Origin of the sequence: Spirulina sp. CCNP1310, from assembly GCF_034932185.1 — a bacterium.
In the GTDB taxonomy this organism is placed as follows: domain Bacteria; phylum Cyanobacteriota; class Cyanobacteriia; order Cyanobacteriales; family Spirulinaceae; genus Spirulina.
Map to the genome: position 1 here is coordinate 1 of NZ_JAYGHW010000099.1, position 21,549 is coordinate 21,549.

At 50.7% G+C, this 21,549-nt stretch carries 19 protein-coding genes and 1 tRNA gene; 11 read left to right on the forward strand and 9 right to left on the reverse strand.

The genetic code is table 11. The features are described 5' to 3' along the window. Nucleotides 1-99 precede the first annotated feature (99 nt). On the reverse strand, nucleotides 100-1,710 hold the full coding sequence (locus tag VB712_RS18895) for a peptidase domain-containing ABC transporter (protein WP_323257605.1): 1,611 nt from the start codon (nucleotides 1,708-1,710) through the stop codon (nucleotides 100-102). Between the two features lie 43 nt (nucleotides 1,711-1,753). After that, a complete protein-coding gene (locus tag VB712_RS18900; RefSeq protein ID WP_323257607.1) occupies nucleotides 1,754-5,002 on the reverse strand; it encodes a type 2 lanthipeptide synthetase LanM family protein in 3,249 nt (1,082 codons plus the stop codon). A gap of 125 nt (nucleotides 5,003-5,127) precedes the next feature. On the opposite strand from VB712_RS18900, the gene VB712_RS18905 reads away from it, so the two are divergent. Further along, a complete protein-coding gene (locus VB712_RS18905; RefSeq protein WP_323257609.1) occupies nucleotides 5,128-6,978 on the forward strand; it encodes an iron uptake porin in 1,851 nt (616 codons plus the stop codon). Between the two features lie 73 nt (nucleotides 6,979-7,051). On the opposite strand, the gene VB712_RS18910 is transcribed toward VB712_RS18905, so the two are convergent. From VB712_RS18910 to VB712_RS18920, 3 genes are all read right to left on the reverse strand, one after another. Beyond that, the gene (locus VB712_RS18910; protein ID WP_323257612.1) at nucleotides 7,052-9,580 is read right to left on the reverse strand and encodes a mannose-1-phosphate guanyltransferase; all 2,529 of its coding nucleotides are present in this window, start codon (nucleotides 9,578-9,580) and stop codon (nucleotides 7,052-7,054) included. Between the two features lie 226 nt (nucleotides 9,581-9,806). Then, on the reverse strand, nucleotides 9,807-10,784 hold the full coding sequence (gene hemB, locus VB712_RS18915) for a porphobilinogen synthase (protein ID WP_323257614.1): 978 nt from the start codon (nucleotides 10,782-10,784) through the stop codon (nucleotides 9,807-9,809). A gap of 115 nt (nucleotides 10,785-10,899) precedes the next feature. After that, entirely contained in the window at nucleotides 10,900-11,721 is an 822-nt protein-coding gene (locus VB712_RS18920) for a hypothetical protein (RefSeq protein ID WP_323257616.1), read from the reverse strand. 178 nt (nucleotides 11,722-11,899) lie between these two features. Here VB712_RS18920 and VB712_RS18925 point away from each other — a divergent pair, with 178 nt between their 5' ends. Continuing rightward, nucleotides 11,900-12,667, forward strand: coding sequence for a hypothetical protein (locus VB712_RS18925; RefSeq protein WP_323257618.1), 768 nt, complete (start codon nucleotides 11,900-11,902; stop codon nucleotides 12,665-12,667). 77 nt (nucleotides 12,668-12,744) lie between these two features. On the opposite strand, the gene VB712_RS18930 is transcribed toward VB712_RS18925, so the two are convergent. Both VB712_RS18930 and VB712_RS18935 read right to left on the reverse strand, forming a co-directional pair. Then, nucleotides 12,745-12,817, reverse strand: a tRNA-Ala gene (locus tag VB712_RS18930). Nucleotides 12,818-12,865: 48 nt separating this feature from the next. Then, on the reverse strand, nucleotides 12,866-13,585 hold the full coding sequence (locus VB712_RS18935) for an HAD family phosphatase (protein WP_323257619.1): 720 nt from the start codon (nucleotides 13,583-13,585) through the stop codon (nucleotides 12,866-12,868). A 142-nt stretch (nucleotides 13,586-13,727) separates the two neighbouring features. Between VB712_RS18935 and VB712_RS18940 the strand changes: the two genes are divergently transcribed. Then, a complete protein-coding gene (locus tag VB712_RS18940; protein ID WP_323257621.1) occupies nucleotides 13,728-15,278 on the forward strand; it encodes a phosphomannomutase/phosphoglucomutase in 1,551 nt (516 codons plus the stop codon). On the opposite strand, the gene VB712_RS18945 is transcribed toward VB712_RS18940, so the two are convergent. Then, nucleotides 15,261-15,755 carry a pentapeptide repeat-containing protein gene (locus VB712_RS18945; RefSeq protein ID WP_323257623.1) on the reverse strand — a complete coding sequence of 165 codons (495 nt, stop codon included), beginning with the start codon at nucleotides 15,753-15,755 and terminating at the stop codon, nucleotides 15,261-15,263. The genes VB712_RS18940 and VB712_RS18945 overlap by 18 nt on opposite strands. A gap of 112 nt (nucleotides 15,756-15,867) precedes the next feature. Between VB712_RS18945 and VB712_RS18950 the strand changes: the two genes are divergently transcribed. Continuing rightward, nucleotides 15,868-16,077, forward strand: coding sequence for a hypothetical protein (locus tag VB712_RS18950; protein ID WP_323257625.1), 210 nt, complete (start codon nucleotides 15,868-15,870; stop codon nucleotides 16,075-16,077). 167 nt (nucleotides 16,078-16,244) lie between these two features. Here the strand turns inward: VB712_RS18950 and VB712_RS18955 are convergent, their stop codons facing one another. Further along, nucleotides 16,245-16,448, reverse strand: coding sequence for a hypothetical protein (locus VB712_RS18955; RefSeq protein WP_323257627.1), 204 nt, complete (start codon nucleotides 16,446-16,448; stop codon nucleotides 16,245-16,247). Between the two features lie 215 nt (nucleotides 16,449-16,663). Between VB712_RS18955 and VB712_RS18960 the strand changes: the two genes are divergently transcribed. From VB712_RS18960 to iscB, 7 genes are all read left to right on the forward strand, one after another. Continuing rightward, a complete protein-coding gene (locus VB712_RS18960) occupies nucleotides 16,664-17,005 on the forward strand; it encodes an NADH-quinone oxidoreductase subunit K (RefSeq protein ID WP_323257629.1) in 342 nt (113 codons plus the stop codon). Continuing rightward, nucleotides 17,002-18,453: a cation:proton antiporter gene (locus VB712_RS18965; RefSeq protein ID WP_323257631.1), complete on the forward strand. Its 1,452-nt coding sequence runs from the start codon at nucleotides 17,002-17,004 to the stop codon at nucleotides 18,451-18,453. Before VB712_RS18960 ends, VB712_RS18965 begins: the two co-directional genes overlap by 4 nt. Beyond that, the gene (locus VB712_RS18970) at nucleotides 18,450-18,839 is read left to right on the forward strand and encodes a Na+/H+ antiporter subunit E (RefSeq protein ID WP_323257634.1); all 390 of its coding nucleotides are present in this window, start codon (nucleotides 18,450-18,452) and stop codon (nucleotides 18,837-18,839) included. Before VB712_RS18965 ends, VB712_RS18970 begins: the two co-directional genes overlap by 4 nt. Beyond that, nucleotides 18,836-19,102 (forward strand): hypothetical protein, encoded by a 267-nt coding sequence (locus tag VB712_RS18975; protein ID WP_323257636.1) that lies wholly within the window; start codon nucleotides 18,836-18,838, stop codon nucleotides 19,100-19,102. The genes VB712_RS18970 and VB712_RS18975 overlap by 4 nt, the downstream gene beginning before the upstream one ends. After that, nucleotides 19,099-19,377, forward strand: coding sequence for a monovalent cation/H(+) antiporter subunit G (locus VB712_RS18980; RefSeq protein WP_323257638.1), 279 nt, complete (start codon nucleotides 19,099-19,101; stop codon nucleotides 19,375-19,377). The genes VB712_RS18975 and VB712_RS18980 overlap by 4 nt, the downstream gene beginning before the upstream one ends. Further along, entirely contained in the window at nucleotides 19,370-19,954 is a 585-nt protein-coding gene (locus tag VB712_RS18985; RefSeq protein WP_323257640.1) for a DUF4040 domain-containing protein, read from the forward strand. Before VB712_RS18980 ends, VB712_RS18985 begins: the two co-directional genes overlap by 8 nt. Before the next feature lie 236 nt (nucleotides 19,955-20,190). Next, on the forward strand, nucleotides 20,191-21,465 hold the full coding sequence (gene iscB, locus VB712_RS18990; protein WP_416236399.1) for an RNA-guided endonuclease IscB: 1,275 nt from the start codon (nucleotides 20,191-20,193) through the stop codon (nucleotides 21,463-21,465). Nucleotides 21,466-21,549 lie beyond the last annotated feature (84 nt).

Consider the following 21,549-nt stretch of genomic DNA (forward strand, 5'->3'; position numbering starts at 1 on the left):
TTGCTGGAGTTCAGCCTGCGTTTGGGGAGTCATGGGTCAAAGGTGGTCAACAGTGTCTAAATTATGTAGGCTTTTGAGGAGGAATTGTAATGAGTATATTTACTCATCTCCTAATTGAGATGCACCCCCCGCCAGCAACTTCACCAAGGTACTTTTCCCACAACCAGAAGCCCCCACTAACGCAATCGCTTGTCCTCCTGATAGCCGCAGCGAAAAATTCTTTAAAAGCTCTAAACGCCCCGGATGATAAAAGGTTAAATCTTCAAAAAGAATCTCATCATTTGCTGCTAAATTGACCCAAGGTTTTTGTTCTAATTCCTGAACTTCCAACTGACTCCCGGTCACATCATTGAGCCGTTGCAAAGCAATTTTAACAAAAATAAACTGATTTACCCATTCAATTAAACTAACTACCAAAGCCAAGCAATTACGATTCATGATATTACAAGCCACCAACTGACCAATGGTGAGATTTTCAGTAAAGACTAACTGACTACCCACCCAAAGAAATATAGCCTCTCCTAGTAAAAACACTAAATTAGAAAATGCCGTATTTCCCAGAGCCAACTTTAAACGCTGAAAATTGAGATGAGCTTGCCGCCCAAAGCGAGATTGAAACTCCTCTAAGAACTCTGCACTGGCACTTTTTGTTTTGAGCAAAATAGCTGACTTAAAGGTTTCAATTAACACCCCTTGGTTTTCTGCTGTTAATGCTAAAAGACTTTGGGTTTTTTGTTGAATTGGCTTTAAAAAAGCAACCGTGGCTAAAGTCATAATAGCCGCTAAACTTAGGGTGGCTAAAACTAAACGAAAATCATAAATAAAAATCAACCCCAGAGATACCCCAGCAATGAGAAACTGACTAGGGAGTAAAATAATCACCTGAGAAATAAATTGATTCACCGCCTGAATATCTCGTAAACGGCTAGTCACCTCACCACTGCGATGAGATTCATAATAGGTCAGGGGAAGTTTGAGTAAAGCGGCACAAAATTCTAAAACCAGATCTAATTCTAACCCTTGCGCAAAATAGGTAATAATGTAGGATTGAATAAACCTTAAGCCACTACGGAATAAATTAGAAACAAAAACAACAATCATCAAGTTATTTAAAAAAGAAACATCTTGACGCACTAACACTTCATCGGTGAGCAATTGTAAAAAGAAGGGAGAAGTGAGAGAAAGTAGCCCAAAAACTAGATTAATCCCTAGGACTTGTAACAAGAGATGGCGTTGTTGCCAAAACCGTTGTTTTAATCGTTGAAAACCTGTAGTTAAATGACGATCATCGGGTTGAAGGTTAAAATTAGGACGAGGTTGTAATAAAAGCATCACCCCATTATCCCAACCTGCTAATAATTCAGCTTGGGATAGATACCGTAATCCTACCGCAGGATCTCCGATAATATATTGTTGTTTTTTTGTGCCATATAAAACGACCCAATGATTACCTTGCCAATGAATAATTCCCGGTAAGGGGACAATATCCTGTTGAATGAGATCTAAGTTAACCTTAACCCCTCTCGCTTCAAAACCGAGGGCTTTTGCCCCTTGCTTTAAATTGAGTAAATTTGTGCCTAATGCGCCTGTGCCTGCCACTTGGCGGACACGACTGAGGGCAAAAATCTGACCATGATATTGAGCAATTGTAGCTAAACAAGCGGCTCCGCAATCTTCTTCATTGTGTTGTAGAACGACTTTATAGAGCATTTCTCTTTGAGCTTTTTAAAATAGCGATAAATTCTCAGAAAGTTCAATAATTTTTAGGTGGCTCTAAGCGTAAAATATTGGGAACTTTTTCCGGTTCAGCTAAACGTAAAGCTCCGTACCCTATCCCGGCTAAACCTGTCATTAAGCCTAATACTTCTACACCCCCCGGAACACCACAACGACACCCCATCTGCTCTAAGCTCTCCAGAGTCAAATGGAGATAATCCGTATAAGTTTTTTCTAGCTTAGGACTTAAACAATGATTGCTTTTCTGCCACAAAATAGCTGACTGCAAAAACTCTAAACGCCCAAAAATTCCGTTACAGAGTGAATGATTTTCTTGGTGATTATTCCAGTTCAATCCTTGCTCTAAAGCCAGTAAGTTAGTTTCAATGGTGACCTTTATTTCTGCCTGAATCTCATCAGAATCTAAGCCATTAATTCCACCCAAACGCGCTAAGCCTATACCTGTTGCACCATAACTCCACCCCACGGAAAAACCCAGAGGTTCATTAGGCGCATTACACCAATTCTTCTGCTGTGTTCGATATAAACTGCGCTCATACTTCCAAGCTTCTAGTGCGGCGGATTGATAACGAATTTCTCCAGTAAATTTAGCTAATTTTACCAGAGCAAAACCAATGCCAGCCACTCCATGGGAGAAGCCACTTAAAGGCTGTCGAGGCGGTAAGGTTAGCCAACCAATCCCTTGGGGCATAGTGAGAGCTTTTGCTAATAAATGATCTCCACAGTCTTGGGTAATTTTTTTCAGGCTTGGTTCAGGAATACAGCAAGATAAACTGATTAAGCCTAAAATACATCCAGCCGCACCGGAGATAATATCAAAACTCTCGTCTTTAAGGATTAATGCGGGAAGTTTTTCAGACCAGTTTAAAGCTTGTTGCCACAGGTCTGGCTGCTGCCAAAGGTGTCCGAGATGACTGAGGGTGTAAATTAATCCTCCCCAGCCATTAAAGCCCCCTATGGACTGAATAAAAGGCTGATCAAAGTGGGTTTGTATGAGGATGGTATTAAGGCATTTTTGAGCGATCTTTGTATAATTAGAATCGGCTGAAACCGCGCCTAAATAGGCATAAAAAAGGGTAATGCCGGAAAGTCCTTCAAATAAATCCCAGGCTAAAGGTTTAAGAGTCCAATGTCCCTCTCCCACTGTACCTAATCCTAACCAAGCGGCTTTATTTTTTTCGATAATGCCTAAGCTTTCTAAATGAGAGGCAATGTGTTGAGCAATGTTGATTAGTCTTTGGGGGAGAGGGCTAGAATGGGCTGAATCTTGGGAAATCCTTAAGGGAGTAAACTGTAAGTAATCGAGATTATTAGGATCTTGATCCTGTTCAGCTTTTTGTAAAATTAAGCTATTTAAAGAGGCTTGAATAAATCCCTGTTGCTGCTGTAAGTCTTCTTCACTTAATTGGTTTATTTTCTGCTTAACTCGTTCTAATCCAGATTGTTGAAAAAAGTTGGCAATTTCTTGACCTTCACTGACTAAGTGGGGGGAGTTGGGGTGGGTGGTAAAAAAGGGAATATCCCCTCGCCATAGAGCTTGTTTTTCGAGGTTAATAATTTGGGTTAAACTGGGACGGTGGGGAACGTCAACCCACAAGTGATCAAAGAAGCGATCGCGCTCAAGGGCGTTGTGTAAAAGATCGGGGTGATAGCTTTCTTTTAAGAGTAATCCATAAAGGCGGGTGTCGCGCAAAACGACCCGAATTTCACAGTTCGCAAATTTGGGGAGCCAATGATTAAGCAGTTGAGAACGGTGGCTTAAACAGAGATGATAAAGGGTGGTAAAACCTTGTAGGATTGAGTTCTGATATTGCCAAACTTGAACGGGTTTTTCCTCTAGTTGGGGTTGATTGTGAGCCGAGGGAAGAATATCAGGTTGTCGGGTAACGCGCATTTGATCTGTGCCAATTGCACTGAGTTGCGCGCTGCTGGTGGGTAGGGTTTCTCCTCCCACTGCCCCTAAACCACTGGCATCAAAACCGGGGGATTTTTCTTTAAGTGCGATGCGTTGAGGTAATAAACCAACGCTCATCACCGACTGTGCTATTTTCTGATTGGCAATTAAACAGGATTCGGGACTGTTGGGATCGATTCGTTCGGGACGAAAGAGGGTTTCTAGATCAATGAGGACGGGGTTTTCTCCGGCGGCAATGAGGTTTTCTAGGTGAAAATCGGTGGCTTCTAATGTGTAAAGAAGAGCTAGGTAATGACCAATTCTTTGATAAAAATGGTCAATTTGAACGGAGGTTTGACAACTGGCTGAGGTGATGTATTCCATCCAACCATATTGTCCTTGATTGAGGATTTTAACTTGAGGGAAGGGGATCTCAAGGTGGGGATTAAACCACTCTAAAAGCTGTTGGAATTGTTGATCAATGGCGAGGGATCTAGGTTTGTAAACTAGCTTCAGGTTGCTAAATTCTAAGATGGTGACGGAACGCCCCTCACAATGGCGATCGCCTGCTCCCTGTTGAATTTTTAGCAGTTGTCCGGGGGGTTGCGCTGTGAAGTGAGCACAAATCAAGGGCCAATCCTCCACCAGACGCTGGATCAGTTCTGTGTTACTGTTCACCCATTGCTCTAGGTGTAGGACTAATTGCCGGGTGAGGACGGGATATTCTTCAAAAAGGGCGATCGCATAATCAGGCTGTTTTAACTGTTCAATAAAGTCCAGAAACCGTTCTTTTGCCGTATTTCCTGAGAGTTGACCCTTTAAACGAGCGACATTTAACTCTAGGGTAAGTGTTTGACTGATGAAGTTGAGCAGTTGTTCAGGCAAATTGCCCAGTAAGAGGCGTTTAAGGCTGTCTACACCCCAAGAGGGGGGCGAAGGGGGGAGTTGAGTCTCTAAACGGGCGATCACCTCACTGAGTAACGGCCGCACCCAATGGAGCAACCCCACCATCAAACGCTCCTCCGCTAAATCTGCACCGGAGGCAATCTGAATATTATCCCAATCTGCTCGCCCAAAGGCGCTCTCCAGTTGTTTCAACCACTGGGGAGGCGTTAAACGGTGCGCCAGGGACTCCGGAGACTCCCCCAGGACTGCACACCACAGATCCTCGCTGATTCCTTCCCTCGCTAACTTTTGCTGCCAATACTCCTCTTGCTGAAAGGGGGTTTGCTGTCGCCAGCGTTCTAGGTGGCGATTCTCGTTACCAGATGCCCCCGGTTGTCCCGACACTAAACGCTCCTCTAACCGTAAAGCCTGATACCAGCCCGGACTTTTGACCTGCACGCTATGCCCTCTCTGTGTTTCAGCCATTGCAATGCTTCCCCCTTGCCTTTTTTAGTGATAATGATTATCATACTCACACTTGTACAAGAATGATTATCATTCTTAAAAAAATACGGCAAGTTTACCGAAAAGGTTTGTGAGGAAACACAACAATGTCAACATCTGTGCGGTATCTACCCCCCAGTGTCATGGGGAGACTGGGGACTCTCCTGTTGGGATTAGGCAGTGGGGCGATCGCCTTCTCGCCCCTTCCCGTCTTGGCTCAAACTCTTGAGCATTTCAACCTCAGCAGCCCCCCCATGGGTCAAATCAACTCCGTTTCTGGGTTGCGGGATGTCTCTCCTGGGGACTGGGCCTTTACGGCCCTCCAGAATCTTCGGGAACGTTATGGGTGTTTATCTGGCTATCCAGACGGCACGTTTCGAGGCGATCGCGCCCTCAGTCGTTACGAATTTGCCGCCGGTTTAAATGCTTGCTTCGAGCAAATCCAACGCCTGATCGCTGAATCCACCGCTGATTTTGCCACTCGTGAAGACCTAGAGGAGCTAGAGCGTCTCATGGGCGAATTTGAGGCGGAGTTAACCACCTTGGGCGATCGCGTTGATCACCTTGAGGGTCGAACCGCATTTTTAGAAAATCACCAATTCTCCACCACCACGAAACTGAGGGGAGAAGTGATTTTTGCCCTCACCCATGTTCTGGCAGGCAGCGACACCACCTCCACTTTTCCCGCTATTTTCAGCCCCACTGGAGAAATCAACGTTCGCACCCCACCCCAAAACCCCATCTTTGGCAATCGTGTGCGGCTCAATTTCCTCACCAGTTTTTCCGGTCAAGATGAACTTAAAATCCGTCTCACCAGTGGCAACCTGCTGCATCCCAACCGTCCCGTCGGTGACGGAGCACCCGGGCCTCGGGGTTTACGCTATGGCCCATCGCCCCTACGGGGATATCAAGGGGGAGCTGACTTTTCCCCCGAAGGACAACAAACCTTTAATGACATTGGCTCTTTACCCGGCGATAACAGCCTTGGCCTCACGCAACTCAGCTATCAATTTCCCCTCGGTGGTCAAACGCAACTGACGATCATGGGATTTGGCGGTGAACATCATGATTATGTCCCCACGACGTTCAGTTTTTGGGATGATGATAATGGCGGAACGGGTTCCCTCTCTCTGTTTGGGCAACGCAGTGCCATTTACAATTTTGAAGGGGCGGGATTAGGGTTTACCCATCATTTGAGCGATCGCCTCAGTTTCAGCGCCGGATATCTGGCCAGTTATGCCAATGACCCGACCCCACCCCAAGCCAATCGTCCCTTCAGTGGTGGACTTTTTGACGGTCGTTATTCCGCTCTCGCTCAACTCACCCTTAACCCCAGTGAAAACTTTTCCTTCGGGTTAACCTATAGTTACAGTCGTCATAACGTCGGGGGGCCAGTAGCCAGTCTACCGATCTTTTTCGCCGACCAAGGCACGACCCTCGCCAACTTCCCCGTCGTTCCCAGTCAAGAATCACGGGTTAGTTCCTATGGAATCGGCGCATTATGGGAGGTCAGCCCTAAATTCGCCGTCAACGGTTGGTTTGCCTATAACCAGGTCAACACCTCCGGTGGCAGGCTACCCCTTTTCTTTGGCAATACCCCCTATGCTGACAGTTCTGCCGATATTCTCACCTATGGTGTTTCTCTGGCATTTCCTGACCTAGGCGGCCCAGGTCACTTAGGGGGCCTAGTGGTGGGAGCCTCTCCCTACGCCACTCGTGCCAGAGTGCCGGAACCCTTCCGCACGGGTAACAATTGGTTTGGCTCCAATTTAGGGGAAGATTTTACGGATTTAATTCCTGGAAATGCTATCCCCTGGCATCTTGAGGGATTTTACCGCTATCAAATCAACGACCATGTTTCGATCACCCCTGGGTTAATTTGGCTCGCGGCTCCCAATCAAACCACTCGCAACCCTAGCGTTCTCATTGGTACGTTGAGACTAACCTTTACGTTTTAACCCCGATGCCACCTTCACCCTCCCGCCATCGGGAGCTGAAAGGTGAAGGTGGGCATCAAAAGGTACAAAGGCACTAGACATGAATCACGGCTGTACCCTGTTCCTGGTCGATAAACTGCTGCACCCGTTGGCGATATTCCTTAATCGTTAACTCCACCCAATCGCGATCCTCTCCATTGGCATAGAGATGGACAATCGGCTCCTCCGCATCGGGGAGAATCAGCACCCAATTATCATTTTGGCGGTTAATAATTTTCACGCCGTCGATTAACTCCAGATTTTCCGCCGCATGGGTTTCCACCAGATGGCGCATTAACGCCCCCTTTACCGTCCAAGGGCAGCGCATCGTATAGGATTTGTAGCAAATGCGGGGCAGATCCGCCCGCACCTGTTCCAGCGATCGCTCCTGCACCGTCAACATCTCAATCATCTTGGCAATACAAAACATCGCATCAAAACCGGGGTGCAACTGCGGGAAAATAAAACCCGTTTCCGCACTGCCCCCCAACGCTACCCCCTGATTCATCTGGCAAGCCTCCATCAAAGCTGTCGGGGTGGCTTTGGTACGAATCACATGGGCATCATGGCGACGGGCGATCTGCTCCACGGCGCTGGACACCTGCACCGGCACAACGATGGTACTGCGGGGATGGGCAGTGAGAATCATATTCACCATTAACGCGGTGAGGGATTCGCCCCGAATTGGCAACCCCCCCTCATCGACTAAAATCAACTGCTCCCCATTGGCAGACACCTGCACGCCAAAATTCGCCTTCACCGCCTCCACCACATGGCCCAACTGCATCAGCAGCCCTTCCCGTTCCTGATTCGATACCGCCGTTTGATTCAAGCTGGCATTCAACACCACCGCATCACAGCCAAATTTCCCTAACAACTGGGGCAAAATCGCCCCCGATACTGCATAGACATAATCAATCACCACCTTAGCGTGGCTCATCCGCACCGCTTCCACATTCAATTGCCGTTCAAAGCTTTGGCTATAGGCTTCGAGCATTTGGGAGGCATAGCTCATTGTGCCAATTTCAGAAATTGCGACGCGGCGCAGGTCTTCTTTAAAATACGTCCCCTCGATTTTTTTCTCTTTCGCTTTGGAAATATTGATGCCTTTGCGATCGAAAAATTCAATCAAAATCGAATCGGGGCGATCGGGATGGAGGCGGACATGGACACCCCCTTCGACATTTTGGGTGGGGATAATTGTGCGGGCTAAGGGAATCGCTGTAGATTCCAAATTCATCACCCCCACCCCTGCCGACATCATCCCGGCAATCATTGACCGACTCACCATCCGGGAAATGGCCCGCTGATCCCGCGAGACTGTCACCATCACACCAGGCTTGAGGGTAGAGCCATAGGCTGCCCCCAATTTAACGGCGAATTCCGGCGTAATGTCGATATTGGCTAAACCCGATACCCCCTGCTGCCCAAAGAGATTGCGCTGCGCCATATTTCCCCAAATGAGATTGATATTTAAGATTGCTCCGGACTCAATTTTCTTACTGGGCCACACCCTGACCCCTGGACTAATTTGGGCCTCTTCCCCCACGGTGGACAAGGAGCCAACCACTGCCCCTTCGAGAATATGGGCGCGACGGTCAACACGGGTTCCCCTGGAAATCACACAGGCCCTCAGATGGGCTTCCTCCCCAATAATCGCACCATTGGCAATGATCGGTCGTTTTAAATCGGCATCGGCCCCAATGGTGACGTTATCACCAATCACCGTACCCGCTTCAATATGTACCCTGGGGCCAATGCGGCAGTTACTCCCAATCAGGGCGGGGCGTTCGATGCGAGCGGAAGAGTCAATATAGGTATTGTGGCCAAGCCAGAGGCCGGTGGACTGTTCGGGGTAAGCAAAATCGAGATGAATGCGTTTTTCTAAACAGGCGTATTGGGCTTCACGGTAGGCATCGAGGTGGCCGACATCGCACCAATAGCCCTCGGCAATGTAGCCGTAGATCGGTTCTCCGGCTTCGAGGAGTTCGGGAAACAGATCGTTGGAAAAGTCGGATTCTTCGTTGGGGGGAAGGTAGCGGAGGACTTCCGGTTCGAGGATATATGTGCCGGTGTTGACGGTATCGGAAAAAACTTCGCTGGTGGTGGGTTTTTCGAGAAAGCGGGTGATGCGGTTGTTGGTGTCGGTGATGACTACGCCGAACTCCATGGGGTTGGGGACGCGGGTGAGGATCAGCGTGGCTTGGGCTTGGTTGGCTTTGTGGAAGGCGATCGCCTCCTGCAAATCAAAATCCGTCAAGCAATCGCCACTAATCACCAAAAACGTATCATTGAGCAACTCCTCAATATTTTTGACACAGCCCGCCGTCCCCAGGGGTTGATCCTCTTCAATGGCATAGGTCATTTGTACGCCAAAATCGCTGCCATCCTGGAAATAATCCCGCATAATATCCGGCAGGTAATGGAGGGTGGCGATTACCTCGTTGATACCGTTGCGTTTCAGGAGGTTGATGATGTGTTCAGCGATGGGCCGATTGACGATGGGAACCATCGGTTTCGGGAGGTCACAGGTTAAGGGACGCAACCGGGTTCCTGAACCACCGGCCATCAGCACTGCACGCATAGATTCTCCTTGAGATCGGGCGAGGAATAGATCAACGGGTTGGCTTGAATTCTAGCCTTAATCCTCCTTGGGGGGGTTGATCAAGACCGATTCAACCCTTGAGCCTAGTACAGCGCGGCGGAAATCACCCAACCATACCGACAAGGCAGAACCCTTAGCCCATGGAAGATTCCCATTTCTGCCTTCATCCTTCATCCTGCTGCCTTCATCTTTCTGCCTTGGGGTACTAGAGCCAGCGGGCGGCATCTTTAGCATGGTAGGTGAGGATCAAGTCTGCCCCGGCTCGTTTAAAGCTGGTGAGGGTTTCGAGAACAATGCGTTCCTCATCCACCCAACCGTTGAGGGCAGCGGCCTTTACCATAGCGTATTCCCCAGAAACGTTGTAGGCGGCGACAGGGAGGTTGGTCATTTCTTTAACGCGCCAGATCACATCCATATAGGCGAGGGCGGGCTTGACCATGAGCATATCGGCCCCTTCTTCGATATCGAGGGCCACTTCCTTGAGGGCTTCGCGACCATTGGCGGGATCCATTTGGTAGGTGCGGCGATCGCCAAATTGGGGGGCAGATTCCGCCGCATCCCGGAAGGGGCCATAGTAGGCGGAGGCATATTTGGCGGCATAGGAGAGGATCGGCGTATCGGTAAAGCCCGCTGCATCCAAGCCTTCGCGAATGGCAGTGACAAACCCATCCATCATCCCTGAGGGGGCAATAATATCCGCCCCCGCTTGGGCTTGAGAAACGGCGGTTTTTTTCAACAATTCCAGCGTGGGATCATTGAGGACGCGGCCGGTGAGGTCGCCTACTTCTAAATAACCGCAATGGCCATGGGCGGTATATTCACACAAACAGGTATCGGCAATCACCACCAGATCGGGAACGGCGGATTTAATGGCGGTGGCGGCTTTTTGGACAATGCCGCAATCATGCCAAGCGCCGGTGGCATCGTTGTCTTTCTCGTTGGGAATCCCGAAGAGAATCACCGCCGGAATCCCCAGATCCCGGACTTCTTTGGCTTCTTCAACAATTTTGTCAATGGAAAGTTGATAGACCCCCGGCATCGAGGTGACTTCTTTCGCCACACTTGTACCAGGGACGGCAAAGAGGGGATAGATCAGGTCATTGGGGGTGAGTTGATTTTCCCGCACCATGCGGCGCAGGGGGTCGGTTTGGCGGAGACGGCGGGGGCGATGGGTGGGAAACATGGAGGGCTTAGGGTTTAATTTTTCGTGGCTTTTAAAATAATCAATAGTGTAGGGCGATCGCCCCTACCCCCGATGGCGATCGCCCCTGCTTGTAACGATTTGTTATGTTTGCCGGTTAGGATTCACTGGTGGCAATCTCATCCATGCCGCCGGTATTGAGGATTTCCTTTTCGCCTTCAAAGACGAGTAAACGAGTATCCCCACTGGCTTCTTCGCCAATTTCTGAGGCGAGGGTGTAGGTATAATTCCCATTGCGCCAAGCCATATAACACATCCCATCGCGGCAGGTAATCGCTCCACCGCTGAGGGCGAGGCAATTCCCTTGGGGATCGCAACCATAGTAGGTGAGGTTGCCGGTATTGTTTTGGCCATTCCAGGTTTCAATTTGCCCCACCGTTACCGTCCAACTCCCATTACTGAACACCGACCATTGCTCACCCAGAATAATGGTTTCTGTGATCAACCGTTCCGTGCGACTGCGGCCGCAGGGTTCAGCACTTTCGCAATCGGGGACATTTTCCTGCTGATAGGCGAGGCGGACGACTTGATTCATTAACTGATCGCGGCGATCGCAAATCTCAAACGTCGCCCCGATCTCAAACACCTGCCCCGATTGATCCATCACTTGCGCATAACACATTAAATCCCCCGGTTGTAGTTCCGTAATCGTGACAATTTCCGGATAACCACTGGTATCCATGGCTACAGGGGGCGCGGTCGGGGTCGTGGGGGGATTGGCCGGAGCCGCTGCCACCGGTTCGGGATCAGTTTCCGGTTCTGGGGCCGCCTCTGGCTCTGATGTTTCATGCTCCGGCGCAAGGGCTGCGCTCGTCTCCGTTGTTTCTGGCTCACCGCCACAACCGCCCAAAAGGAGGAGGGCAATCACTGCGCTAGTGTGGATCGCCATCCCCAAACTCAATCCACGTTTTATGCTCATCATAGGATTCTCAACCTCAACGCTCTCATTCAATACTGCTTCTATCGGGTTACATCAGGGGCGGTCTTGCCTTTGCTCCCAAATTAACATCCCGATCTAATTTACTATAGGGGCCATTCCCCCGCTAAACTGGAAAAGAGAGCGGTACGCCGTCAACGCTACAGAATCAGAGCAAAGTATGGGACTTGAACAATTTCGCCGTCAGCACCCCGATGGGGGCATTCTTTCTGAATTGGTGCTTTATGAACAGGGGCAATATGTGGTGCGCTGCTGTTTGACCGTTGGGGGAGAGGCGATCGCCACGGCCTTGAGTGCTGCCCCCACGGTGGAAGCAGCGGAGGAACAAGCCCGCGATCGCGCCTTGGCCCTCTTCACCCAATTAGCCGCCATTGCCCCCGATCAAGGGCAATCCATCCCGCCAGCAGTAGCCCCCGTTGTTCCTCAAACTGTGGTGAAAGAGGCGATCGCCCCTCAACCCGCCCCACCTCAGGACATGATCCCCCCAGCTAAACCCGCACCGCCTCCAGCGGCCACGGTTCCCTCGTTTACGGACGTGAGCAATCCCCTACCTCCGGCAGAACCGGCGGCAATGCAGGATACTGTGGCGATCCACGATGGGCAAAGCCCGGTCGGGAACCAGCGCACCCCCATCGCCTCCGATCCCAGCCCAGAACCCCCAATTTTTGACGATCCCCTCCCTCCAGATGAAGAGCCGGAACCCCTACCGCCGGAAGCCTTTACCCCAGCCCCACCCCCCGCCGCCCCTGGGGAACCCATTGATTTTTCCGATATTATCGCCAAGACCAATTTAGAACTGAAGCGGCTGGGCTGGACGAGTGACCAGGGCCGCACCTACATCATGGAAACCTACGGGAAGCGATCGCGCCAATTCCTCACCGATAGCGAACTGGTGGAATTCCTCCATCACCTCGAATCCCAACCCTAACCCAAATTCTTCTTGGGATGAGATGGCATCCCCCTTTTTAAGGGGGACTTAGGGGGATCCTCTCAAAGATGCAAACATGGAGAATAGGAGATTTGAACTCCTGACCTCTGCGGTGCGATCGCAGCGCTCTACCAACTGAGCTAATTCCCCGCTAGATCGCAGATCCTAGCACCGAGCATCGCCATTTTTCAACCCCCCCTAAACCGGCGACTCCAAATCCTGCCGCGCAAACACCGCTTCGACGCGCTCTAGTTCTAATTCGGTGAACTTATCCACCGTCCAATTGGCCTGACGCTGCAACATATGGAAGGGATAGGTTTGCGCTACCCCCACCACCTGCATCCCGGCATTTTTCGCCGCTTCAATGCCGACTAAACTATCCTCAATGGCTAAACAATGGTGGGGTTCAATGTGGCGATCGCTAAATTGCCGCTGCAACCGCTCCACCGCTAAGAGGTAGCCCAGGGGATCGGGTTTGCTGGTGGGGATATCATCCCCCGTGACAATGACACTGAAATAGGGGGCCAATTGCGATCGCCCCAAAACCATCTCCACTTCCTCCCGGCCCGCCCCTGTCACCACGCCCAACAGCAGGGATACGCCGTGGAGCTTGTGGATAAACTCCGTCACACCGGGATAGATGGGCAGCTTGTCCAGGGCTGAAATTTTCGCCAAGTAAGCTTGGCGTTTGCGTTCCAGCAATTGGTTGAGGTATTGATCGGAGACGATCCGGCCCCGTTGACGGAGTAAATCTCGCAAACAGGCGCGATCGCTCCGTCCTAGGCAGCAGCGTTGATAATCCGTGCCATCGGGGCGCAAATTTTCCGCCAACAGCAGGTCTTGGATCAGGGCAGCATGAATGGCTTCATCATTGATGATCGTGCCATTGAAATCAAATAAAACGACTTTGAGCGTCATGAATCTAGGGAAAAAATTCAATCTCTCCAACTGTATCCTAAGTTGAAAAACCCTTAAGGCCCATCTAGGCCCCCAAGAATTCAAGCTAGGCTGTGGAGGGCGTGGCCTACCCGCGCCCCATCCCTTCTAGAATCCCTCGACCATGACTGAGATCCATTGGTATCAATTGCAAAACGGTTCTGATATTCGCGGTGTTGCCCTCCCAGGCGTTGCCGATGAGCCGGTGAACCTCACCCCGGAAATTGCCCAGCGCATTGCCATGGGGTTTGCCCATTGGCTGAGTGAGCAAAGGGGGCAGCCGGTGGGGGAGTTGGCGATCGCCGTCGGCCGCGATAGCCGCCTTTCTGGCCCCGAACTGATGGCCAGCATCATGGCGGGTTTAGCCTCCCTTGGCGTGCGGGTTTACGATCTCGGCATCGCCTCCACCCCCGCAATGTTTATGACCACCGTCACCCCTGCGTTTGCCCATGCTGACGGGGATCTGAATCCCTGCGATGGTGGCATCATGCTCACCGCCAGCCATTTGCCCTTTAATCGCAACGGTTGCAAATTTTTCACCGCCCAAGGGGGTCTAGAAAAGCAAAATATTCGCACCATCCTCGATTTAGCCGCTGCCCATACTTTTGTACCGGCAGCAACAGCGGGAGCGATCGCGCCCCAGGATTTCATGACCACCTACGCCGGGCAATTGGTGGCGATGATCCGGGCCGGAGTGAATGATCCCCAAGATTATGATCACCCCCTTAAGGGTTTAAACATTGTCGTTGATGCGGGCAATGGGGCCGGCGGGTTTTATGTGAGTCAGGTTTTAGAACCTTTGGGAGCCGATACCACCGGCAGCCAATTTTTAGAGCCGGATGGGATGTTTCCCAACCATGTCCCCAACCCGGAAAATGCCGCCGCCATGGCCGCCATTGTCGATGCGGTGCTTACCCAAAAGGCAGATTTTGGGATTATTTTTGATACGGATGTGGATCGGGGGGCGGCGGTGGATGCCACGGGGCAGGAATTGAACCGCAACCGCTTAATTGCTCTAATTGCGGCGATTACATTGCGGGAACATCCCGGCTCAACGGTGGTGACGGATTCCATTACCTCCGATGGGTTGACCCAATTTATTGAGGGGGAACTCAAGGGAGTTCATCACCGCTTTAAACGGGGTTATAAAAATGTGATTAACGAAGCGGTGCGCCTCAATGCCACGGGGCAAGCATCTTGGTTAGCCATTGAAACCTCTGGCCATGGGGCAATGCGGGAAAATTATTTCCTTGATGATGGGGCCTATTTGGTGAGTAAGCTATTGGTGGAGTTGGCGCGGGCGAAGGGGGAGGGGCGATCGCTCTCCGATTTAATCGCCTCCCTCGCAGAACCCCTGGAAAGTCAAGAGTTTCGCTTGACGATCAAAACCCCCGAATTTAAAACCTATGGCCAGCAGGTGATTGACGATTTAACCAGCTTTGCCGCGAGTCAGGAGGATTGGGCGATCGCCCCTCAAAACTACGAAGGGGTACGGGTAGCCTGCTCAGGGGAACAGGGTTGGTTTCTGTTGCGCCTCTCCCTCCATGATCCCGTCATGCCCTTGAATGTCGAAACGAATCTTGCTGGCGGAGTGGCCACCATAGGCCGTCGCCTTTTCGCCTTCCTCCAGGCCTATCCCGATCTCGATCTCACATCCTTAAAAACATTGGAGTGAATCGCGGGTGCTGATGCCGGTGATCGGGTTCACCCCCTCAGCCCGGACACAGAGGGCTTTAAGTTGATCCCGATCTAAAACAGAATCAGTGAAATCTGCGCCGGTAATGATCGCATCGGTGAAGATAGAACGCAGCAGCATCGCCTCACTAATGCGAGCATTGGTGAGGTCTGCCCCCTTGAAATCGCTGAGGTAGGCGATCCCGGTGCGAAAATCGGCATTTTTAAAATTTGCCCCCCGTAGACTACAGCCATTAAACACAGCGCCAATCAGGTCGGCATCGCTGAAATTCGCCCCATTCAGAGCGGTATTAGCAAATTCCGCTTCTTGAAGTTTCGCCCCGTGGAAGTCTTTTGTTTCCACCTTGACATCATCGTAGGCACGGATCAGGGAAGAACTCCCCGCTTGGGCGGGAGTAGCCCACAGGAGGCCCATCGAAAGAAATAGCCCGAAAATCAGGGCAATGAAATAACGCATGATCGCTGGGTTGAAAAGATTGCTGATTCTCCATCTTAGGTTAAGATTTGTGACATCGGACGGAGATTTTGGGTTAAACTCTCCATAAAGTCCTCCACTTTCCAACGAAACCATGCCGCTGTTTGACGAACTCTCTCCCCTTAGTCAGGAAATCCTCGGCAACCCCACAGCCTTCCTGGGTGGATTTTTTGCCGGCGCTCTACGCCTCAACCTGGCAGAAGATCCCGTCAAGTCCTGGCTAGAAAAGCAAGGCCTCCAAACCATGGCAGGGAGCAATGGCAATCCTGATCCTCAAAGTCCCCAATCCATCGAAATCGAATAATTCCCCATGGCCCTCCTGTAGGGGAATCTCGCGCCCTCCTCAGAAACATCAACAAGGATTGAGCCAGCGGCGGCATTGGGATCCCGGTTGAGGAGGGCGAGAGGGCGATCATGCAAAGAGGGTGAGCAATGCTCACCCTCACCAAAAAAATCAATGGGCAATCGAGTTTAGAGCCACTGGCGAGAGGCAAACTTCTCGATTTGGGCTTGGGTGTCGTGGAGTAGCTGACTGCGGCTATCTTGGAGACTGCCGTCTTGGGTCAGAGAAGGGACAAGATTGCGGGCTTGTAACGTCATGTGAAGCTGGAGTTGAGCCACATACTCACAGATATCTTCGCGACCTAGGTCTGTTTCGGTGGGCAATGGGGTCATCAAAACGAATCTCCTCCTGAAAAAAATGACGGTCGATCAACACCCCTAGACGGTATCACGATCGCCCCAATCCGGAAAAACCCATCCCCTCGCCTGCAATATAACTTAATAATCACAGTGATTAGTAATTCTAGGGTAACGAGGGACAGAACTGATCCCCAAATGAGAAGAATTCCTTTACATTAAAGGTTGGCCTGTTGAGGAAACCTTCCCCCATGTCCGTTTTAGAAGCTTATATCTTTGGAACCCTGCTTATAGGGTTTTTCGGAATCATTTTTAAAAAGAACCTGATGATGAAGATCATCGCCATGGATGTGATGAGTACCGGCGTGATCGCCTACTACGTCCTCATTGCTGCGAGGGGTGGCTTTTATACCCCCATTGCTGCCGGATCTACGCCAGGGCCTTATGCCGATCCTGTTCCCCAAGCGGTGATCTTAACGGCTATTGTGATTGGCTTTTCGATCCAAGCCTTGATGTTAGTGGGGGTTATGAAATTAGCCCGCAATAACCCCACCTTAGAAACTGACCAGATCGAAACCCATAACACGCCATGAATCCTTTAATTGCCGAGATTCCTGGGGTGATTCCTTGGATTGCCCTTCCCTTTTTTATTGGTTTTAGTATTAACCTTTTCCCTAAACTGAGTCGCCTCCTGGCCGTAGTGGTTGCCCTCTCATCAATGATCTATGGTGCGGTGCAACTGTTGCGGCCCTTGCCCCAAACCCTAGAATTTCTCGATCATTTTGGGGTGACATTACAAATCGATGGGTTGAGTGGCGCGTTAATTCTCACCAATGGGATTGTGACGTTGGCGGTGTTGCTCTACTGCTGGCAAACGGGCAAATCGACGTTTTTTTATACCCAGTTGGTGATTCTCCACGGTAGCGTTAACGCTGTTTTTGTCTGTGCTGATTTTATTAGCCTCTATGTCGCGGTGGAGGTGATTGGGATTGCGGCATTTTTGTTGATGACCTATACCCGGAGCGATCGCGTTTTGTGGGTGGGGTTGCGCTATTTGTTCGTCAGCAATACCGCCATGTTGTTTTATCTCGTTGGGGCGTTGCTGGTGTATAAGTCTCAGCATTCCTTTGCCTTTGGGGGGTTGGGGGCGGCTCCGCCGGAGGCGATCGCCTTGATCATCCTTGGCTTACTCACCAAAGGCGGGGTTTTTATCTCCGGTCTGTGGCTCCCGCTCACCCATTCCGAAGCGGATACGCCGGTTTCGGCGCTGTTATCGGGGGTCGTGATCAAGGCGGGGATCTTCCCGTTGGTGCGCTGTGCGTTGATTGTGCCGGAAGTGGGGGAGATTTTAGCGATGTTGGGCATGGCTACCGCGCTGTTGGGGGTGGTTTATGCCATTTGGGAAACGGATACGAAACGGCTCCTGGCTTTGAGCACTGTTTCGCAAGTGGGGTTTATGCTGGTGTCTCCTCCCATCGCGGGATTTTATGCCCTCACCCATGGATGCAGTAAGGCTGCCTTGTTCTTAATTTCCGGAAATCTGCCCAGTCGCCAGTTTTCTCAATTGGCCAAGGTTCCCATCCCCCCTGTTTTGAGGGGAGGGATGGCGATCGCCGCCCTTTCCATTGCCGGTTTACCGGGTTTAAGCGGGTTTGCGGCTAAAACCGTAGCGGTGAAGGATGTCCTCCCTTGGCAGGCTATGGTGTTAAATATTGCAGCGGTGGGAACGGCGATCGCCATGGCTAAATTTATCCTCATCCCCTTCTCCTCCACCCCTGCCCCCCCACCCACTCAAGGTCTATCCCTAGCTCTCTTGCTCCTGGTGGGGGCGATCATCGCTGCCAATGGCCTAGGCCCTACCGCCTACACCGTCGTGAATGCCCTGAAAGCCTTGGGCATCATTGCCTTGGGGGGTTTAATCTATGGTTTCATCCTGCAACGCTGGAGCATTAAGCTACCCCGTGGCGGGGAACAGCTTGAGCACCTGATCGGCATGATGACATTAATGCTCACTGCACTATTTTGGATGGTGGTAACATGACCGTTTATCTGAGCATTTTATTGCGGTTAATCATCTGGTTTTTGTTGACATCAGATTTAAGTCTGGTGAATATCGTGATTGGGGTGGCGATCGCCATCCTTTTACCCCATGATCCCCCCCGTTTGCCAGTTTTAAAAGATTGGATCCGGGTGTTCTGGGAAATCATTATCGCTGTGCCAGTTGCTTATTTTGAAGCCCTTCAGATCATGATTTTACCCCATAAAAAAGAGGCATTTTTACGGCGGCGAGTCAGGCCGAATCGAACACCAGGCTTAATCTTTCTCGATATTTTCCTGATCACGTTTACACCGAAAACGATTGTCTTAAGCTATCAGGAGGATGGTTGGTATAAAATCCATAGTGTGGAGCGGGATGAACAGTCATGAATGGTATTATTATCGCCATGCTTTTGGCATTACTGATTCCCATTTACGAAGCCTATCGAGATAGCCACATCTGGCAAAAAATGCTCGCCTTTGCCAGCATTGCTACCAAAACTTCGATGATGATTCTCGTTGTTTCGGTGTTGCGGGATGATTGGATGATTGGTGTCGTGGGGGTTTTGATTTTAAGTGTGGGCAATGCGGCGTTGATGCTCTTAGCCCATGTGATTAAACGCGCCGATGAAGCCGGGGTATACGAACGATGATTGATGGATTGAGTTATAGCTTAATGATTCTGGGTTTGATTTTTTGGTTTTGGGGAACGTTGCCCCTGGTGGGCGATCGCTCCGTGTTGTTTAAACTCCATAGCCTCTCGGTTTCTGATACCTTGGGGTCAATGAGCATGATCGCCGGGCTGTTGTTGAAAATTCCGAGAGAATGGCCACTGTTGATTTTGGCGTTGATTTCTTTGGCAATTTGGAATACTGTTTTAGGCTATGTTTTAGCCTATTGCTCCTATCGGGATGAGGCTGATGATTGATCTCTTCAACCCAGAAAATATCTATATTGTGGCGATCGCTGCCCTGCTGCCCTTAACCGCTGGTTTGGTGATTGTCCAAGTTAATCCCTACCATGCCCTCGTGATGCGGGGGATTTTAGGGGCGGTGGCGGCACTGGTTTATGCCCTGTTTGGGGCGGCGGATGTGGCCCTGACGGAGGCATTGGTGGGGACGATGTTATCGATTACGTTGTATGCGATCGCCGTGCGGTCTTCGCTGATTATGCGCTTAGGGATTATCGAATCTGATCTACCCCCAGAAGACCTACTCAATGGTCTACGCCAACCCCTGCGCCCCTATCATCTGCGTTTGGAGTTAGTCCCTTACCCAGATCAGCAGTCCTTAGCAGCAGCATTACAGGAAAAAGAAGTCCATGGCATTTGCTTTACACCCACTGCCGAAAAAAAACCCGTCCCCTACGAAATTCAAACCCGTGTCCCCCGTCTGTATCAAATTCTCAGCAGTCATCTGCCCCTAGAGCAAATGGCCACCCTCAACCCTGCCCCTGAATTCACCCCCACGAACCCCCTGTCAACACCCCCACCCACAAAGGGATGAAGCTCTGTAAAAGCCTCAAACCTCAGTGAGTTTAGTTGACCAGCCTCAGACCTTAGCGGTCTACGTTCAGAGTAAGCGTTAAAGTTCTTACCTTGGGATGCGTCGCTAGTCCCAAGCACTAAAACCAAGTGGTTAAACAGTCCTAGAGGGTTAAGACAGTGCCACTTGGAAAGTACCGGCTCTGAACATTGGCGCAGCGAACGTTACACGCAAGTAGAAGAGACGCAACAATGTCTATTCCTAATTTCGTTTTTGTCCTTGACACCCACCGCAAACCGCTCACGCCCTGTACTCCGGGCATGGCACGGTCATTGCTCAAAGCTGGCAAAGCGATGGTGTTTCGGATGTATCCATTCACCATCATTCTGCCCAAGGCTGTACAGGCCACGCCAGAGCCTTTAACCCTCAAACTTGACCCCGGTTCTCAAGTCACAGGCATTGCTCTGCTCCAGACAACTGCACTCATTTGGGTTGCCGAACTGATTCACCGAGGGCAAGGGATTCAAGCGGCATTGCGCTCTCGCCGCCAACTCCAGCGCAGCAGACGCGATCGCAAGACTCGCTATCGTCAAGCTCGGTTTCTCAACCGTACTCGTCCTCAAGGTTGGCTTGCGCCCAGCTTGCAGCATCGAGTGGACACCACCGTCACCTGGGTTAAGCGATTGAGCAAACTGGCCCCCATGGCTAACATCGTTCAGGAGTTAGTCAGGTTTGATTTACAACGGCTGGAGAATGCCGAAATCAGTGGGGTTGAGTATCAACAGGGCGAACTCCAAGGCTACGAAGTCAGGGAGTATCTACTGGAGAAGTTCAATCGTCAATGTATCTACTGCGGGGCTAAGGATCTGCCTTTAGAAATTGAGCATATTCATCCCCGTTCTCGTGGTGGGTCGAATCGAGTCTCGAATCTGACCCTAGCTTGCCATTCGTGCAACCAGGCGAAGGGGAGTCAGGATGTTCAAGACTTCCTATCGGGCAAGCCTGACTTACTCCAGCGAGTCCTGAGCCAAGCAAAAGCACCGCTCAAGGATGCAGCAGTAGTGAATACAACGCGATGGGCATTGTTTAATGCGCTGAAAGCAACTGGATTATCTGTCAGTACAGGGAGTGGAGGTCGAACGAAATTCAATCGGACTCGTTTGGGTTTGCCCAAGACCCATTACTTTGATGCAGCTTGTGTGGGCGAAACAGAGGAGTTAAGCGTGCTTAGTGAGCAACCCTTGCTGATCAAGGCAACGGGACACGGCACAGGGCAAATGTGCCGCACAGACAAGTTTGGTTTCCCGACTCGCTATGTGCCTCGATTCAAGTTTGTCCAAGGCTTTCAGACGGGGGATATCGTCAAGGCGGTTGTCACCTCTGTTAAAAAGGCGGGAACTTATATCGGTCGGGTTGCGGTGCGAACGAGTGGGTATTTCAACATTGCTGATCCTAGCGGTTTATTGCAAGGCATCAGTCACAACTACTGTAAACCTCTACATCAGAAGGATGGCTACGCTTATGGCTACTGAATGGGCAATTTCGGGGGGATTGACCCCCACTCAATTGCCGCTCCTATCCATCCCCACCCACAAGGGGATGGGGTTTCTTGGAGG

Excerpts from the sequence above, each read along its gene's own strand:
- VB712_RS18935 (WP_323257619.1), bottom strand. The coding sequence starts at position 13,585 with ATGACGCTCAAAGTCGTTTTATTTGATTTCAATGGCACGATCATCAAT.
- VB712_RS18955 (WP_323257627.1), bottom strand. The coding sequence starts at position 16,448 with ATGACCCCATTGCCCACCGAAACAGACCTAGGTCGCGAAGATATCTGT.
- VB712_RS18965 (WP_323257631.1), top strand. The coding sequence starts at position 17,002 with ATGAATCCTTTAATTGCCGAGATTCCTGGGGTGATTCCTTGGATTGCC.
- VB712_RS18985 (WP_323257640.1), top strand. The coding sequence starts at position 19,370 with ATGATTGATCTCTTCAACCCAGAAAATATCTATATTGTGGCGATCGCT.
- VB712_RS18900 (WP_323257607.1), bottom strand. The coding sequence starts at position 5,002 with ATGGCTGAAACACAGAGAGGGCATAGCGTGCAGGTCAAAAGTCCGGGC.
- VB712_RS18970 (WP_323257634.1), top strand. The coding sequence starts at position 18,450 with ATGACCGTTTATCTGAGCATTTTATTGCGGTTAATCATCTGGTTTTTG.
- VB712_RS18980 (WP_323257638.1), top strand. The coding sequence starts at position 19,099 with ATGATTGATGGATTGAGTTATAGCTTAATGATTCTGGGTTTGATTTTT.
- VB712_RS18920 (WP_323257616.1), bottom strand. The coding sequence starts at position 11,721 with ATGAGCATAAAACGTGGATTGAGTTTGGGGATGGCGATCCACACTAGC.
- VB712_RS18925 (WP_323257618.1), top strand. The coding sequence starts at position 11,900 with ATGGGACTTGAACAATTTCGCCGTCAGCACCCCGATGGGGGCATTCTT.
- VB712_RS18905 (WP_323257609.1), top strand. The coding sequence starts at position 5,128 with ATGTCAACATCTGTGCGGTATCTACCCCCCAGTGTCATGGGGAGACTG.
- VB712_RS18940 (WP_323257621.1), top strand. The coding sequence starts at position 13,728 with ATGACTGAGATCCATTGGTATCAATTGCAAAACGGTTCTGATATTCGC.
- VB712_RS18910 (WP_323257612.1), bottom strand. The coding sequence starts at position 9,580 with ATGCGTGCAGTGCTGATGGCCGGTGGTTCAGGAACCCGGTTGCGTCCC.
- VB712_RS18945 (WP_323257623.1), bottom strand. The coding sequence starts at position 15,755 with ATGCGTTATTTCATTGCCCTGATTTTCGGGCTATTTCTTTCGATGGGC.
- VB712_RS18975 (WP_323257636.1), top strand. The coding sequence starts at position 18,836 with ATGAATGGTATTATTATCGCCATGCTTTTGGCATTACTGATTCCCATT.
- VB712_RS18950 (WP_323257625.1), top strand. The coding sequence starts at position 15,868 with ATGCCGCTGTTTGACGAACTCTCTCCCCTTAGTCAGGAAATCCTCGGC.
- hemB (WP_323257614.1), bottom strand. The coding sequence starts at position 10,784 with ATGTTTCCCACCCATCGCCCCCGCCGTCTCCGCCAAACCGACCCCCTG.
- VB712_RS18895 (WP_323257605.1), bottom strand. The coding sequence starts at position 1,710 with ATGCTCTATAAAGTCGTTCTACAACACAATGAAGAAGATTGCGGAGCC.
- VB712_RS18960 (WP_323257629.1), top strand. The coding sequence starts at position 16,664 with ATGTCCGTTTTAGAAGCTTATATCTTTGGAACCCTGCTTATAGGGTTT.